The sequence below is a fragment of the Streptomyces sp. B5E4 genome (assembly GCF_039871555.1).
GTDB lineage: Bacteria > Actinomycetota > Actinomycetes > Streptomycetales > Streptomycetaceae > Streptomyces.
Window position 1 is genome coordinate 90,958 of sequence record NZ_JBDPMI010000014.1, and the last position, 14,218, is coordinate 105,175.

The 14,218-nt window shown below is 73.3% G+C and carries 12 protein-coding genes; 11 read left to right on the forward strand and 1 reads right to left on the reverse strand.

The features are described from left to right. Genes shc through ABGA99_RS19615 form a run of 5 tightly spaced genes read left to right on the forward strand, consistent with a single transcriptional unit; the run spans nucleotide 1 to nucleotide 7,042 of the window. Nucleotides 1-2,034 carry a squalene--hopene cyclase gene (shc, locus tag ABGA99_RS19595; RefSeq protein ID WP_347583073.1) on the forward strand — a complete coding sequence of 678 codons (2,034 nt, stop codon included), beginning with the start codon at nucleotides 1-3 and terminating at the stop codon, nucleotides 2,032-2,034. Then, entirely contained in the window at nucleotides 2,034-2,699 is a 666-nt protein-coding gene (locus ABGA99_RS19600) for a 1-hydroxy-2-methyl-2-butenyl 4-diphosphate reductase (RefSeq protein ID WP_347579349.1), read from the forward strand. Before shc ends, ABGA99_RS19600 begins: the two co-directional genes overlap by 1 nt. Further along, a complete protein-coding gene (gene hpnH, locus ABGA99_RS19605) occupies nucleotides 2,699-3,751 on the forward strand; it encodes an adenosyl-hopene transferase HpnH (protein ID WP_347579350.1) in 1,053 nt (350 codons plus the stop codon). Before ABGA99_RS19600 ends, hpnH begins: the two co-directional genes overlap by 1 nt. 1 nt (nucleotide 3,752) lies before the next feature. Then, complete coding sequence (gene dxs, locus ABGA99_RS19610) at nucleotides 3,753-5,666, forward strand: 1-deoxy-D-xylulose-5-phosphate synthase (protein ID WP_347583074.1); 1,914 nt, start codon at nucleotides 3,753-3,755, stop codon at nucleotides 5,664-5,666. After that, nucleotides 5,663-7,042 carry an aspartate aminotransferase family protein gene (locus tag ABGA99_RS19615; protein WP_347583075.1) on the forward strand — a complete coding sequence of 460 codons (1,380 nt, stop codon included), beginning with the start codon at nucleotides 5,663-5,665 and terminating at the stop codon, nucleotides 7,040-7,042. Before dxs ends, ABGA99_RS19615 begins: the two co-directional genes overlap by 4 nt. 76 nt (nucleotides 7,043-7,118) lie before the next feature. On the opposite strand, the gene ABGA99_RS19620 is transcribed toward ABGA99_RS19615, so the two are convergent. After that, on the reverse strand, nucleotides 7,119-7,910 hold the full coding sequence (locus ABGA99_RS19620; protein ID WP_347583076.1) for a tyrosine-protein phosphatase: 792 nt from the start codon (nucleotides 7,908-7,910) through the stop codon (nucleotides 7,119-7,121). Nucleotides 7,911-8,025: 115 nt separating this feature from the next. Between ABGA99_RS19620 and ABGA99_RS19625 the strand changes: the two genes are divergently transcribed. The 6 genes from ABGA99_RS19625 (at nucleotide 8,026) to ABGA99_RS19650 (ending at nucleotide 14,117) form a co-directional block, all read left to right on the forward strand. Further along, nucleotides 8,026-10,143 carry an alpha-galactosidase gene (locus ABGA99_RS19625; protein WP_347579354.1) on the forward strand — a complete coding sequence of 706 codons (2,118 nt, stop codon included), beginning with the start codon at nucleotides 8,026-8,028 and terminating at the stop codon, nucleotides 10,141-10,143. A 99-nt stretch (nucleotides 10,144-10,242) separates the two neighbouring features. Next, nucleotides 10,243-10,905, forward strand: coding sequence for a phosphoribosyltransferase family protein (locus ABGA99_RS19630; RefSeq protein ID WP_347579355.1), 663 nt, complete (start codon nucleotides 10,243-10,245; stop codon nucleotides 10,903-10,905). Between the two features lie 166 nt (nucleotides 10,906-11,071). Continuing rightward, nucleotides 11,072-12,760 carry an ATP-binding protein gene (locus ABGA99_RS19635; protein WP_347579356.1) on the forward strand — a complete coding sequence of 563 codons (1,689 nt, stop codon included), beginning with the start codon at nucleotides 11,072-11,074 and terminating at the stop codon, nucleotides 12,758-12,760. A 19-nt stretch (nucleotides 12,761-12,779) separates the two neighbouring features. After that, the gene (locus tag ABGA99_RS19640) at nucleotides 12,780-13,166 is read left to right on the forward strand and encodes a roadblock/LC7 domain-containing protein (protein WP_027770884.1); all 387 of its coding nucleotides are present in this window, start codon (nucleotides 12,780-12,782) and stop codon (nucleotides 13,164-13,166) included. Next, entirely contained in the window at nucleotides 13,163-13,516 is a 354-nt protein-coding gene (locus ABGA99_RS19645) for a DUF742 domain-containing protein (protein ID WP_347579357.1), read from the forward strand. The genes ABGA99_RS19640 and ABGA99_RS19645 overlap by 4 nt, the downstream gene beginning before the upstream one ends. After that, a complete protein-coding gene (locus ABGA99_RS19650) occupies nucleotides 13,497-14,117 on the forward strand; it encodes an ATP/GTP-binding protein (RefSeq protein ID WP_347579358.1) in 621 nt (206 codons plus the stop codon). The genes ABGA99_RS19645 and ABGA99_RS19650 overlap by 20 nt, the downstream gene beginning before the upstream one ends. Nucleotides 14,118-14,218: the final 101 nt, after the last annotated feature.

A 14,218-nucleotide genomic window follows, 5' to 3' on the forward strand; every position in this document is an offset into this window, starting at 1 on the left:
ATGAAAGCCACTGCCGATGGCGGCAACGCAACCGACACCGCCCCCGCAGGGGCGGCGGCTGCCTTACTGGCCGCGAGGCAGGCCGTCGAGCGGGCGAGCGCCAACCTGCTCGGCCGGCAGGACGTCGAGGGCTGGTGGAAGGGCGACCTGGAGACCAACGTCACCATGGACGCGGAGGATCTGCTGCTCCGCGAGTTCCTGGGGGTACGGGACGAGCACACCACCCGGGCCGCCGCCCGCTTCGTCCGCCGCGAGCAGGGCCCGGAGGGCGCCTGGGCGACGTTCTACGGCGGCCCCGGCGACGTCTCCGCGACCGTCGAGGCGTACGTCGCGCTCCGCCTGGCCGGCGACGCGCCCGACGAGGAGCACATGGCGCGGGCCGCCGCCTGGGTGCGCGCGCACGGCGGCATCGCCGCGACCCGCGTCTTCACCCGCATCTGGCTCGCGCTGTTCGGCTGGTGGCGCTGGGACGACCTGCCCGAGCTGCCGCCCGAGCTGATCTACCTGCCGTCCTGGTTCCCGCTGAACATCTACGACTTCGGCTGCTGGGCCCGGCAGACGGTCGTGCCGCTGACCGTCGTCTCCGCCAAGCGCCCCGTGCACGCCGCCCCGTTCGCCCTCGACGAGCTGCACACCGACCCCGCCGTGCCCAACCCGCCCCGGCCGCAGGCGCCGGCGGCGAGCTGGGACGGCCTCTTCCAGCGGCTGGACCGGGCGCTGCACGTGTACCGCAAGGTCGCGCTGCGCCCGCTGCGCAAGGCGGCGCTGCGCAGTTGCGCCCGCTGGATCATCGAGCGGCAGGAGAGCGACGGCTGCTGGGGCGGCATCCAGCCGCCCGCCGTCTACTCGGTGATGGCGCTGCACCTGCTCGGCTACGACCTCGACCACCCGGTTTTGAAGGCCGGTCTCGAATCCCTCGACCGCTTCGCGGTCTGGACCGACCCCGCGGAGAAGCCCGCGGCGGACACCGACGTCGCGAGTGACACGGGAGACACGCGCGACGACGGCCCGGTCCGGATGATCGAGGCGTGCCAGTCCCCGGTCTGGGACACCTGTCTGGCGACCATCGCGCTCGTCGACGCCGGCGTGCCCGCCGACCACCCCCAGCTCGTCAAGGCCGCCGACTGGATGCTCGCCGAACAGGTGCTGGCCACCGGCGACTGGGCCGTACGCCGCCCCGGGCTCACCCCCGGCGGCTGGGCGTTCGAGTTCCACAACGACAACTACCCCGACACCGACGACACCGCCGAGGTCGTCCTCGCCCTGCGCCGCGTCGCCCACCCCGACCAGGCGCGCGTCGACGCCGCCGTGGAGCGCGCCGTGCGCTGGCTGGCGGGCATGCAGTCGAAGAACGGCGCCTGGGGCGCGTTCGACGCGGACAATACCTCGGCGCTCCCCAACAAGCTGCCGTTCTGCGACTTCGGCGAGGTCATCGACCCGCCGTCGGCCGACGTCACCGCGCACGTCGTGGAGATGCTCGCCGGCGAGAAGCTCGCCGACGACCCGCACGCCCGCCGCGGCGTCGCCTGGCTGCTCGCCGAGCAGGAGGCGGCCGGCGGCTGGTTCGGCCGCTGGGGCGTCAACTACGTGTACGGCACGGGCTCCGCGGTGCCCGCGCTGGTCGCCGCCGGGCTGCCCACCTCGCACCCCGCGATCCGGCGGGCCGTCGCCTGGCTGGAGAGCGTGCAGAACGAGGACGGCGGCTGGGGTGAGGACCTGCGCTCGTACCCGGACCCGAAGTGGATCGCCCGCGGTGACTCCACCGCCTCGCAGACCGGCTGGGCGCTGCTCGCGCTGCTGGCCGCGGGCGAGCACGACAGCGTGGCCGTCCAGCGCGGCGTGGCCTGGCTGGCCCGTACCCAGCTCCCGGACGGGTCCTGGGACGAGCCGCAGTTCACCGGCACCGGCTTCCCGTGGGACTTCTCCATCAACTACCACCTGTACCGGATGGTCTTCCCGCTCACCGCGCTCGGCCGCTATCTGTCCGCGACAGCCGGCGTGACGCCGGCCGCCGGTGACGGCCGGGAGGCCTGATGCCCGACGCCCCCGCGCCGCTGCTCGTGGTCTGTGCGCTCGGCATCGAGCGCCGGGCGCTGGCCTCGGGCACCGGCCCCGCCGAGGGCGCGGCCGGCGACGCGGGTCCGGTCGCCGTGCTGCGCACCGGCATGGGTCCCGAGCGGGCCGAGCGGGCGGTGGCCCGCCGGCTGGCGGAGGAGCCGTACCACGCGGCCCCCGTGATCGCAGCCGGCTTCTGCGCCGGGCTGCTGCCGGACATGCGTCCCGGTGACGTCGTCGTCGCCGGCGCCGTACGGGCCGACGGCGAGGGCGCGGAGACCACCGGCTGCCCGGACAACGGGCCGCTGCTCGACGCCCTCGCACTCCTCGACGCCCGGGTGCACACCGGGCTGCTGCTCGGCACCGACCACGTCGTACGCGGCGCGGCCGGCCGCACCCGGCTGCGTGAGCGCGGCGCGGTCGCCGTCGACATGGAGTCGGCCGCCACGCTGCGCACGGCCGTGGCGACCTCCGGGACCCGGCCGGTGGCCGCCGTCCGGGTGGTCGTGGACGCGCCCGAGCATGAACTCGTCCGTTTCGGAACGCTGCGCGGTGGCATCGCCGCGTACCGCGTGCTCAGCTCAGTTCTTCCTGCATTCTTCGAATGGCACCGTCATGTGATGATCCCCAGGAGGCGAACCTGATGGCCATGCCACTGCGTCAATCGCTCAAGGTTGCCAGTTATCTCTTCTCGCAGCGGACGATCAAGCGACGGGAGAAGTTCCCGCTGATCGTGGAGCTGGAACCACTCTTCGCCTGCAACCTCAAGTGCGAAGGCTGCGGGAAGATCCAGCACCCCGCGGGCGTGCTCAAGCAGCGCATGCCGGTGGCCCAGGCGGTCGGCGCCGTGCTGGAGTCGGGCGCGCCGATGGTCTCGATCGCGGGCGGCGAGCCGCTGATGCACCCGCAGATCGACGAGATCGTGCGGCAGCTCGTGGCCCGCAAGAAGTTCGTCTTCCTCTGCACCAACGCCATGCTGCTGCGCAAGAAGCTCGACAAGTTCGAGCCCTCGCCCTACTTCGCCTTCGCCGTGCACATCGACGGGCTGCGCGAGCGGCACGACGAGTCGGTCGCCAAGGAAGGCGTCTTCGACGAGGCCGTGGCGGCGATGAAGGAGGCGAAGCGGCGCGGGTTCCGGGTCACCACGAACTCCACGTTCTTCAACACCGACACCCCGCAGACCGTCGTCGAGGTCCTCGACTTCCTCAACGACGACCTCCAGGTGGACGAGATGATGATCTCGCCCGCGTACGCCTACGAGAAGGCGCCCGACCAGGAGCACTTCCTCGGCGTCGAGCAGACCCGCGAGCTGTTCAAGAAGGCCTTCGCCGGCGGCAACCGCAAGCGCTGGCGGCTCAACCACAGCCCGCTGTTCCTCGACTTCCTGGAGGGCAAGGTCGACTTCCCGTGCACGGCCTGGGCCATCCCCAACTACTCGCTCTTCGGCTGGCAGCGTCCCTGCTACCTGATGAGCGACGGGTACGTGCCGACGTACCGGGAGCTGGTCGAGGACACCGACTGGGACAAGTACGGCCGCGGCCGGGACGACCGGTGCGCCAACTGCATGGCCCACTGCGGCTACGAACCCACCTCCATCCTCGCCACCACCGCGTCGCTGAAGGAGTCGCTGCGCGCCGCGCGGGAGACCGTCGGCGGCAACCGCGCCCGAGGGGGAGTGCGAGCGGGAGGAGAATGAGATGTCGCTCCTGGAGAGCATCGGCGGCCCCCGTGACCTGAAGGCCCTCCCGCCGGAGCGGCTGGACGAACTGGCCGGGGAGATCCGCGAGTTCCTCATCCACGCCGTCGCCCGTACGGGCGGCCACCTCGGGCCGAACCTCGGCGTCGTCGAGCTGACCCTCGCGCTGCACCGGGTCTTCGACTCGCCGGCCGACCGCATCCTGTGGGACACCGGCCACCAGTCGTACGTACACAAACTGCTCACCGGTCGCCAGGACTTCTCCGGGCTGCGCGGCCAGGGCGGCCCGTCCGGCTATCCGTCGCGGGCCGAGTCCGACCACGACGTGATCGAGAACAGCCATGCCTCCACCGTCCTCGGCTGGGCCGACGGCCTGGCCAAGGCCCATGAGGTACAGGGCAGCAGCGACCACGTCGTCGCCGTCATCGGCGACGGCGCACTGACCGGCGGTATGGCCTGGGAGGCGCTGAACAACATCGCCGCCGCCCGGGACCGACCACTGGTCATCGTCGTCAACGACAACGAACGCTCCTACTCGCCGACGATCGGCGGCCTCGCCGACCACCTGGCGACTCTGCGCACCACCGACGGCTACGAGCGCTTCCTGTCGTGGGGCAAGGAACTGCTCGACCGCACACCGGTGGTGGGCAAGCCGCTGTACGACTCGCTGCACGGCGCGAAGAAGGGCTTCAAGGACGCCTTCGCGCCGCAGGGCATGTTCGAGGACCTGGGGCTGAAGTACGTCGGCCCGGTCGACGGGCACGACATCGCCGCCGTCGAGTCCGCGCTGCGCCGCGCCAAGCGGTTCCACGGACCGGTTCTCGTGCACTGCCTGACCGAGAAGGGCCGTGGCTACCAGCCCGCGCTGGACGACGAGGCCGACCACTTCCACACCGTCGGCGTCATGGACCCGCTGACCTGCGAGCCGGTCGCGCCCCCGAGCGCACCGTCGTGGACCTCGGTCTTCTCCGACGAGCTGGTGCGCATCGGCGCCGAACGCGACGACGTGGTGGCGATCACCGCCGCCATGCTGCACCCCACCGGGCTCGCCGCGTTCGCCGCGGCGTACCCGGAGCGGGTGTGGGATGTCGGCATCGCCGAGCAGCACGCCGCGGTGTCCGCCGCGGGCCTGGCGACCGGCGGGCTGCACCCGGTCGTCGCCGTCTACGCCACGTTCCTCAACCGGGCCTTCGACCAGGTCCTGATGGACGTCGCGCTGCACCGCTGCGGGGTGACGTTCGTGCTCGACCGGGCCGGTGTGACCGGGCCGGACGGCGCCTCGCACCACGGCATGTGGGACATGTCGATCCTCCAGGTCGTCCCCGGGCTGCGGATCGCCGCCCCGCGCGACGCCGACCAGTTGCGCGCCCAGTTGGGCGAGGCCGTCGCCGTCGACGACGCGCCCACCGTCGTCCGCTTTCCCCGGGGCACGGTGTCCGAGCCGATACCCGCGATCGCGCGCATCGGAGGCATGGACGTGCTGCGCCGCGACGAGCGCGAGGACGTGCTCCTCGTCGGCGCCGGCGCCATGGCGTCCGTCTGTCTGGAGGCCGCGGGACTGCTCGCCGCGCGCGGGCTGGGCTGCACGGTCGTGGACCCGCGCTGGGTCAAGCCCGTCGACGGGCACCTGCCGCCGCTGGCGGACCGGTTCCGCGTCGTCGCCGTGGTGGAGGACAACAGCGTCAGCTCAGGCGTGGGCGCGGCCGTCGGGCGGGCGCTGCGGGACGCCGAAGTCGACGTGCCGTTGCGCACGTTCGGCCTGCCGGAGAAGTTCCTGCCGCACGGCAAGCGGGCCGAGGTCCTGGCCGGGGCCGGGCTGACCCCGGCCCGGATCGCCGCCGCCGTCGGCGGGGTGCCCGCCGCCCGCGCCGGGGAGCCGGCCCGTACCAGGGAGAGGGAAGAAAGCACGCGATGAGCTTCGACATCGGGGCGCTGCTGGCCGAGCGCGGGGGGGAGCGGTACGACCTGCACGCCCGGCACCTCAACCACCAACTGCCGCGGATGCTGCACACGCTGGGGTTCGACAAGACCTATGTACGCGCGCAGGGTGCGTACTTCTACGACGAGGAGGGCCGGGACTACCTCGACCTCCTCGCCGGCTTCGGCGTCATGGGCCTCGGCCGCAACCATCCGGTGATCCGCAAGGCCCTGCACGACGTGCTCGACCTGGACCTCGCCGACCTCACCCGCTTCGACTGCCAGCCGCTGCCCGGGCTGCTGGCGGAGAAGCTGCTGACGTACGCGCCGCACCTGGACCGGGTGTTCTTCTCCAACAGCGGCACCGAGGCCGTGGAGACCGCGCTGAAGTTCGCCCGCTACGCGACCGGCAAGCCGCGCGTCCTCTACTGCGACCAGGCCTTCCACGGCCTGACCACCGGCTCGCTCTCCGTCAACGGCGTCGAGGCGTTCCGCGACGGCTTCGCCCCGCTGCTGCCGGACACCTCGGTCCCGCTGGGCGACCTGGACGCGCTGGAGCGGGAGGTGCGCGCGGGGGACGTCGCGGCGCTCGTGGTCGAACCGATCCAGGGCAAGGGCGTGCACGCGCCGCCGCCCGGGTATCTGCGCGCGGCGCGGGAGTTGCTGCACAAGCACGGTGGGCTGCTCGTCGTGGACGAGGTGCAGACGGGCATGGGGCGTACCGGGGAGTTCTTCGCGTACGACCACGAGGAGGGCGTCGAGCCGGACCTCGTGTGCCTGGCCAAGGCGCTGTCCGGGGGGTACGTGCCCGTGGGCGCCACCCTGGGCCGCGAGTGGATCTTCAAGAAGGTCTACTCGTCCATGGACCGCGTGCTGGTGCACTCGGCGAGCTTCGGCACCAACGCGCCCGCGATGGCGGCCGGGCTCGCCACACTGCACGTCCTGGAGGACCAGCGGCTCGTCGAGAACGCCCGGCACACCGGGGACCTGCTGCGCACCAAGCTCGCCGGGCTGATCGACCGGTACGAGCTGCTGCACGACGTGCGCGGGCGCGGGCTGATGGTCGGCATCGAGTTCGGCAAGCCGGCGTCGCTGAAGCTGCGCGGGCGCTGGACACTGCTCCAGGCCGCCCGCAAGGGGCTGTTCGCGCAGCTGATCGTCGTTCCGCTGCTGCAGCGCCACCGCATCCTCACCCAGGTCTCCGGCGACCGGCAGGAGGTCATCAAGCTGCTGCCGCCGCTGGTGATCGGAGAGGCGGAGGTGCAGCGGTTCCTGGATGCGTTCACGTCCGTGATGGACGAGGCGCACGTGGGCGGCGGACTGATCTGGGAGTTCGGCCGCACGCTGGCCAAGCAGGCGGTCTCCGGCCGCTGACCGGCGGTTGCCCTGCTGCCTGCCGCCCGGACGGCCGCGGCCCGTACGGCGCGGCATCCGGGCGGCGGCCCGCGGCTCAGGCGGTCAGCAGGTTGGCGCGCAGACGGTCGCGGGTGGTGTCCTTCAGGTGCAGGGCCTCGTGGAGGTAGCGGTCGACGGTGCCCCAGCGTTCGGCGATCGTGGCGAAGGCCGCGCCCAGGTAGCTCGTCCGGGCGTCGAACAGCGGGCTGAGCAGCTCCATCACCTCCGGCGACGTGCCGCCCTGTGCGCCCTCGCCGCGCTGGACCCGGTAGCGGCGGTGCTGCGCGTTGGACTCCAGGTAGTCCGTCTCGATCGCCTCCTGCTCGACGCCCACTGCCAGCAGCGCGAGCGCGATCGTCAGCCCGGCCCGGTCCTTGCCCGCCGCGCAGTGCAGCAGGGCGGGGGTGCCGTCGTCGGCCAGCGCGTGGAGGACCCGGGAGTGCTCCGCGTTGCGGTGGAGGATCATGTCCCGGTACGAGTCCTCCATGCGGGCCGCCGCCTGGCCGTCGCCGAGCAGCGCGCGCAGCGTCGGTATGTCGCCGTCGCGGACCAGCTTCCAGAACTCCTTGCCCTCCGCGGGGTCGTTGAGCGGCACGTTGACGTTCCGTACGCCCGGCAGGTCGATGTCGGGGCCGTCGAGGCGGATGTCGGCGGCGTTGCGGAAGTCGAAGACCGTGTGCAGTCCGAGCGAGCCGAGGAAGGCGGCGTCCTCGGCGGTGGCGTGTGCCAGATGACCGCTGCGGTAGAGCCGGCCGGTCCGGGTCCGACCGCCGCCGGTGGTGGGCAGTCCGCCGACGTCGCGGAAGTTGCGGACACCGGTCAGCTCCGGCTCGGTCGTCTGCGTCATCGGGTCTCCGTAACGTCGGGAGGGCGCGGCACTTCGACAGTACGACAAAGGCACGCTGGACAAGGACCCCCCCGGCTGCGATGTTGTGTGTCTCTGTTGAGTTATGGGAGATGAGATGGTCGAGGTCGGTGGGAACGGTCGGATCTGGCTGCTTTCGGGTCCGCACAGCAGCTACGCCCTGCGGCTGAACCGGCGCGACGAGTTGCTGCACCTCCACTGGGGACCGCGGCTCACGCTCGCCGACGCCGAGGCGCTGGCCGCCGAACCGCCGCCGCGCTTCCGGTCCTTCGAATCACGCCTCGACGGCCGCGAGGAGTACCCCGTCGAGGGCGGCCCGCGCTTCGTGCGGCCCGCGCTGGCCGTACGCGCCGCGGACGGCGCCGGCGGGCGCGGCAGCGAGTGGGAGTTCCGCGGCGCCGAGACCGAGGGCGACGTGCTGCGGCTCACCTTCCACGACCCCGTACACCGACTCGCCGTCACCCTGCACTACCGCATGCGTGCCGGCGCCGACGTGCTGGAGCGCTGGGCCACCGCCGTCCACGAGGGAGGCCCCGACGACCCGGCGCTGGAGCTGCTGCGGCTCGACTCCGCGGCCTGGACGCTGCCCCGCGCCGACCGCCGCCGGCTCTCCCACCTGCACGGCCGCTGGGCCGCCGAGAGCCTGCTCGCCCGCGCCGAGCTGACCCCCGGCGAGACCGTCATCGGCAGCCGTCGCGGCCACACCTCGCACCGCCACCTGCCCTGGATCGCCCTGGACGACGGCACCGCGGGCGAGGAGCACGGCGAGGTCTACGGCTGCGCGCTGGCCTGGTCCGGGTCCTGGCGCATCGCCGTGCAGCAGCTCGCCGACGGCGTCGTACAGGCCGTCGGCGGCGCCGGGCACGACGACTCCGGGCTGGTCCGGCTCGCACCCGGCGAGTCCTACACCGCGCCCGTCTTCGCTGGCCTCTACACCGACGGCGGCTTCGGCGCCGCGTCCCGCGCCTGGCACGCCTGGCAGCTCGCGCACGTCGTGCCGGACGCCCACATCCCACGGCCGGTCCTCTACAACTCGTGGGAGGCCACCAAGTTCGACGTCGAGCTGGAGCACCAGCGCGAGCTGGCGCGGCGGGCCGCGGCGATGGGCGTGGAGCTGTTCGTCGTCGACGACGGCTGGTTCGGCGCCCGTACCCACGCGAAGGCCGGCCTCGGCGACTGGACACCCAACCCCGACCGCTTCCCCGGCGGGCTGAAGCCGCTCGCCGACGAGGTCCACGCACTCGGCATGCACTTCGGCATCTGGGTCGAGCCGGAGATGGTCAACCCCGACAGCGACCTCTACCGCGCCCACCCCGACTGGGTGCACCACCGCCCGGACCGCAGGCGCACCGAGTTCCGCCACCAGCTCGTGCTGGACCTCGGCCGGCCCGAGGTCCGGACGTATCTGTGGGAGCAACTCGACGAGCTGCTGCGCTCCGCGCCCGTCGACTACGTCAAGTGGGACTTCAACCGCTCCCTCACCGAGCCGGGCGCGCACACCGACCCCTCCGTCCCGCACGTGCAGGGCCTCTACGGCCTGCTCGACCGGCTGCGCGCCGCCCACCCGCACGTCGCCTTCGAGTCCTGCTCGGGCGGCGGTGGCCGGATCGACCTGGGCATCCTGTCCCGTACGGACCAGGTGTGGACCTCCGACAACACCGACCCGCTCGACCGGCTGCCCATCCAGCACGGTATCGGCCAGATCCACCCCGCCCGGGTCACGGCCGCCTGGGTCACCGACAGCCCCAACGAACAGATGCAGGACCGTGTCAGCAGCCTGCGCTACCGCTTCGTCAGCGCCATGGCCGGCGTGCTCGGCGTCGGCGGCGACCTCGCGCGGTGGAGCGGCGAGGAGCTGGCCGAGGCCGGCCGCTGGGTGGAGCTGTACAAGCGGATCCGCCCCGCCGTTCAGCTCGGCCGGCTCTACCGGCTGCGGGAGCCGCAGGAGGGCCTGAGCGCGGTGCAGTACGTCCTCGGCGACGACCCCGAGCGCGCCGACGAGGTCGTCGTCCTCGCCTGGCTCCAGGCGCAGCGCTACAACGAGTCGCCGCCGCCGCTGCGCCTCGCCGCGCTCGACACGGCCGCGGAGTACGAGGTGCTGGCCGGCGGCGAGCCGGGGGAGGTGCTGCGCGGCGCGGTGCTCGCGCACCGGGGCCTGCACACGGGGCTGCACGGCGACCTCGACGCCACGGTGGTGCACCTGCGCCGCCGCTGACGGCCGGGCCCGTACCCCGGACCGTGCGCGCGAGGTGCGTGAGCCCGCGGGCCGTCGCACAATGTGACGTGACCGGGGGAACCCCGACGGAGCGGAACCATGCGCTTCCACGACCGTAGCGAGGCGGGCCGCGCGCTCGCCCGGAGGCTGCGGGACGTCCGGCCCGAGGCCGGCCCCGCGCCCGCCGCCGGCGCCCCGCGCGGCGCCGTGGTGCTCGCGCTGCCCCGCGGCGGCGTGCCCGTCGCGTACGAGGTCGCCCGTGCCCTCGGCGCCCCCCTCGACGTCCTGCTCGTCCGCAAGATCGGCCACCCGCACCACCCCGAGTACGGCCTCGGCGCGGTGGCGGGCGACGCCCCGCCGCTCTACGACCCCGAGGCGCTCGCCGGGGCCGGGCTCACCGAGCGTGACCTCGCGCCCACCGCCCGGCGGGAGGTCACCGAGCTGCGCCGCCGGGAGTCGCTCTACCGCGGCGGCCGGCCCGCGCCGGCGCTCGCCGGGCGCTGGGCCGTCGTCGTGGACGACGGGCTCGCCACCGGCGCGACCGCCCGCGCGGCGCTGCGCGCGGCCCGGGCGGCGGGGCCCGCTCGGCTCACCCTGGCCGTGCCCGTGGCGTCGCCGACCGGGCTCAGGGCCGTACGGGGCGAGGCCGACGACGTGACCTGCCTGTACACGCCGCCGGACTTCGGCGCGGTCGGGCTCTGGTACGACGAGTTCGAGCAGCTTACGGATGCCGACGTGCTCGAACTGCTCGGTACTGGCTGAAAATCGATCGGAACCCGTTCGCTGAGTGATCGTCAACTAACGTGAGGCAGGCGTTGGTTGGACATGCTGAGAACCTATGCCAGCGGCAAGCGGAGCGCACTAAGCTGCTTGCGATGCTCAGTGTGACCGCTCGGCGTCACACAGTCGTTCGACCCTGAGGATGCTCATGGATCCAGCGGGACCCGCCACCGGCGGCCGGCGGACGGGATTCGTCCGCTGGTGGCTGATACCCACCGCCGTCGTGGTCGTGAGCACGGCCATCGCCCTGCCGCTCGTCTCCGCCGACGCGCGTACGCCCGTCGCCGTGTGCGGTGCCGTCGCCGCCCTCGTGGTCGCGTTCGCCGCCGCCGAGGCCGAGCGCCGCGGGCGGGCCGCCAGCGAGCTGTACGCCAGACACGCGGACCACCAGGCCGAGTGGGAGCGCCGGCTCGCCGCCCAGGAAGCCGAGATGGTGCGGCTCGCGGGCCTGCTGCCGCAGGCCGTCGCGCGGCTGCAGCGGGGCGAGTACGCCGAGGACGTGCTCACCGACATAGAGGCGGAGAAGTCCCTGACGCCGCAGGTGCGCGCCGCCCACGCGGCCGCGCTGCGCGCCGTCGTCGAGGCGGTGCAGAACGCCGAGGACCTGCGTGTCTCCGCCGAGCGCGGCTTCGTCAACATCGCCCGCAGGGTGCAGGCCATCATCCACCAGCAGGCGCGCAGCCTGCGGGAGATGGAGGACCGGCACGGCCGGCGGCACGAGTTCTTCGCCGACCTGCTCAAGCTCGACCACGGCACCGCGCTGGTCGGCCGGCTCGCCGACAGCATCGCCGTGCTCGGCGGCGACCGCCCCGGCCGCCAGTGGGGCAAGGCCATCGCGCTCTACAGCGTGCTGCGCGGCGGCATGTCCCGGATCATCGACTACCAGCGCGTCGAACTGCACCCCGTGGCCGAGGTCGCCGTCGTCGGCTCGGCCGTCGAGCCGCTGATCCACGCCGTCGCCGAACTCCTCGACAACGCCACCCGCTACTCGCCGCCGCACGCCAAGGTCCACCTGTCCGCCACCGAGGTGCAGTCGGGCGTCGCCATCGAGATCGAGGACGGCGGCGTGGGCCTCAGCGAGGAGGCGCGCGAGCGCGCCGAGCACATGCTCGCCGAGGCCCAGGCCGGCATCGACCTCAACGATCTCGGCGAGACCCCGCGGCTCGGGCTCGCGGTCGTCGGCCGGCTGGCGCAGACGTACGACTTCCGCGTCTCGCTGCGCCCGTCCGCGTACGGCGGCGTCCGCGCGGTGCTCGTCGTGCCGCAGGTCCTGCTCACCACCACGCCCGCCACCGGCACGGCCCACGGCATCGGTGCCACCTCCGGGCCGCGCCCGCTGCGCAACCCCACCCCGCCGCCGGCGGGGATCGAGGGCAGCGCCGACGCGCGCGCTGGCCTCAAGCGCAGCCGGGACCGGGTGCCGCCCGCGCGGCAGGCGGGCCCGCAGCCCTCCCCGCCCGCGCACGCCGAGCCGGTCGCCGGCAGCCTGCCGCAGCGCCGCCGCCGGACTCCGCTCGCGCCGCCGGCCGCCCCGGCGGCGGCCGGGCAGCCGTCCGGACGGCGTACGGCCACCGCGGAGCCGGCCGGGACCGAGAACGGCGCGGCGGAGAGCCGCGGCGTCGAACCGGGCCTGTGGCTCGGCGACTTCACCCGCGGTCTGGACGGCGAGCCGCAGGCCGGGGACGCGGGCGGCGCGGCAGAGCCGCAGGAGCCGGGCGATTCCGCCCGCGGCGGGGAAGGGGCGGCCGAGGCGATACGCCCGGAGCGCTCCGCCCGCCTCCGGCACGGCGACGGAGCACCGGAACCGTCGAATCCATCATCGGGCGAGGAGGACTGACGTGGCGCAGCGAGCGGACATGGACTGGATGCTCCGGGATCTGGCCGAGAGCGTCCCCGAGACCCGGCACGTCGTGGTCCTGTCCTCCGACGGGCTGCGGATGGCCCAGCACGGCACCGAGCCGGACACGGCCGACCGGCTCGCGGCCGCCTGCGCCGGGCTGCAGAGCCTGGCGAAGTCGATCGCCGGCGTGTTTCCGCACAGCAACGGCAAGATGCGGATGCTGGTCATCGAGGTCAGCGGCGGCTTCTTCTATCTCATGGCCGCGGGCGCCGGAGCCTATCTGGCGGTCGCGGCCGACGAAGGAGTCGACGCGGGCCTCATGGGCCAGCGCATGCGCGATCTCGTCGCACGCATCGGGGCACATCTGACAAGCCCACCGCGGAGCGACGGACAGGCCATATGAAGGAAGCGGACCACGAGTGGCACGACGACGGTCCCGAACGGCTTTACGTCATCACCGGCGGGCGCAGCGGCACCGCCGCCCAGGGCGCACTCGACCTGGTCACGCTCGTCATCTCCCGGGCGCAGCCGGCGCCCGGGATGCAGCCCGAGCGCGCGGCCATCGTCCGGCTGTGCCGTGCACCGCTGTCCGTCGCCGAGCTGACCGCCTATCTGCGCCTGCCCTTCAGCGCGGTGGCCGTGCTCGTCGCGGACCTGATGGCGGAGGGCGCGGTCGAGACCCGCTCTACCGTGCCGCCCGTGGCAGACCTGCGACTCCTCGAGGAAGTAATGGATGGACTCGAACAGCTTTGACGCCGTCGTGGGTCCGCGCAGCGAGGACCTCCTGCCCACCTCGGCGACGACATCGGTCAAGGTCGTGGTGGTGGGCGGGTTCGGCGTCGGGAAGACGACCATGGTCGGCGCGGTCAGCGAGATCGAGCCGATGACGACCGAGGAGACGATGACCCGGGCCGGCGAGGGGGTGGACCACCTCGCCGGCGTGCCGGACAAGAGCGAGACGACCGTCGCCATGGACTTCGGCCGCATAAGCCTCAACGAGCGGCTGGTGCTCTACCTGTTCGGCGCGCCCGGCCAGCAGCGCTTCTGGTTCCTCTGGCAGGGCCTCTTCGAAGGCGCCCTCGGGGCGGTGGTGCTGGTCGACACCCGCCGGCTCGAAGCCTGCTTCGACGTGCTGGGCCGGCTGGAGGAGGGCGCCGTGCCGTTCCTGGTCGCGGTCAACCGCTTCCCGGACGCCCCCTCCCACTCCCTGGACGAGATACGGGCCGCGCTCGACCTGCCCGCGCACGTACCGCTCATCACCTGCGACGCCCGCGACCAGGAGTCCTCCCGCAGCGTCCTGAAGTCCCTGGTGCGCTTCCTGCACTCCATCGCCCTGACCACGGAGGCGTCGTGACGACCGATTCCGGCCCCGTACCGGCAGCAGACCCACCCGAGAAGCACGCCGGGCAGGCCGCCGCGGCGCCCCCGCCCGGCTGTCCGGCGCACGCCGGCGGT

Coding starts and splice junctions, on each gene's coding strand:
- shc (WP_347583073.1), top strand. CDS start 1: ATGAAAGCCACTGCCGATGGCGGCAACGCAACCGACACCGCCCCCGCA.
- ABGA99_RS19600 (WP_347579349.1), top strand. CDS start 2,034: ATGCCCGACGCCCCCGCGCCGCTGCTCGTGGTCTGTGCGCTCGGCATC.
- hpnH (WP_347579350.1), top strand. CDS start 2,699: ATGGCCATGCCACTGCGTCAATCGCTCAAGGTTGCCAGTTATCTCTTC.
- dxs (WP_347583074.1), top strand. CDS start 3,753: ATGTCGCTCCTGGAGAGCATCGGCGGCCCCCGTGACCTGAAGGCCCTC.
- ABGA99_RS19615 (WP_347583075.1), top strand. CDS start 5,663: ATGAGCTTCGACATCGGGGCGCTGCTGGCCGAGCGCGGGGGGGAGCGG.
- ABGA99_RS19620 (WP_347583076.1), bottom strand. CDS start 7,910: ATGACGCAGACGACCGAGCCGGAGCTGACCGGTGTCCGCAACTTCCGC.
- ABGA99_RS19625 (WP_347579354.1), top strand. CDS start 8,026: ATGGTCGAGGTCGGTGGGAACGGTCGGATCTGGCTGCTTTCGGGTCCG.
- ABGA99_RS19630 (WP_347579355.1), top strand. CDS start 10,243: ATGCGCTTCCACGACCGTAGCGAGGCGGGCCGCGCGCTCGCCCGGAGG.
- ABGA99_RS19635 (WP_347579356.1), top strand. CDS start 11,072: ATGGATCCAGCGGGACCCGCCACCGGCGGCCGGCGGACGGGATTCGTC.
- ABGA99_RS19640 (WP_027770884.1), top strand. CDS start 12,780: ATGGACTGGATGCTCCGGGATCTGGCCGAGAGCGTCCCCGAGACCCGG.
- ABGA99_RS19645 (WP_347579357.1), top strand. CDS start 13,163: ATGAAGGAAGCGGACCACGAGTGGCACGACGACGGTCCCGAACGGCTT.
- ABGA99_RS19650 (WP_347579358.1), top strand. CDS start 13,497: ATGGACTCGAACAGCTTTGACGCCGTCGTGGGTCCGCGCAGCGAGGAC.